Source organism: Aphanothece microscopica RSMan92 (assembly GCF_046613545.2).
GTDB lineage: Bacteria > Cyanobacteriota > Cyanobacteriia > PCC-6307 > Cyanobiaceae > NIES-981.
Genome location: NZ_JBKKKY020000399.1, coordinates 1 through 536 on the forward strand (window position 1 = coordinate 1; position 536 = coordinate 536).

Genomic DNA, 536 nt, shown 5'->3' on the forward strand with positions numbered 1-536 from the left:
TCCGCCTGACCGTGGGCCGGTCGGGTCGGGCCGAGGCGCGCTGGCTGCTGCCCAAGATCTGCGACGCGGGCAGCGTGGGCAAGGATGCCATCGGCGCGATCCGCGTGCAGGACGACGAGACCTTTGTCCAGATCGCCGCGCCACTGGCCGGGCGCTTTGCCGCCGGGGTCGAGATCGGGCCGGGCATCGCCATGACGCGGATCGAGGGCGAACCCCCTCTGGGCGGCCACGGCGGCCCGGTCCGCAAGGCGCCCCCGCGCGAACGCCCCGCCTATGCGGGCAAGCCGCCGCGGATCGTCGAGGACGATGCAGGCGAGTCACCCGACGCACCGCAAGCGGCCCGCGCCGAACCGGCACCGGAAGCACCGCGCAAACCCCGCGCCCCGCGCGCCGAGGGCGACCGCAAACCCTATGCCCCCCGGGCCGAAGGGGACCGCAAACCCTACGCTCCGCGCGCCGCAGGCGACCGCAAGCCCTATGCCCCCCGGGCCGAGGGTGACCGCAAACCCTACGCTCCGCGCGCCGAAGGCGACCGC

At 75.6% G+C, this 536-nt stretch carries 1 protein-coding gene; it reads left to right on the forward strand.

The annotated features are described in order from the left end of the window. The coding region (locus tag ACLD7X_RS18220) for a DbpA RNA binding domain-containing protein (RefSeq protein WP_411425098.1) at positions 1-536 on the forward strand (536 nt) is incomplete at both ends.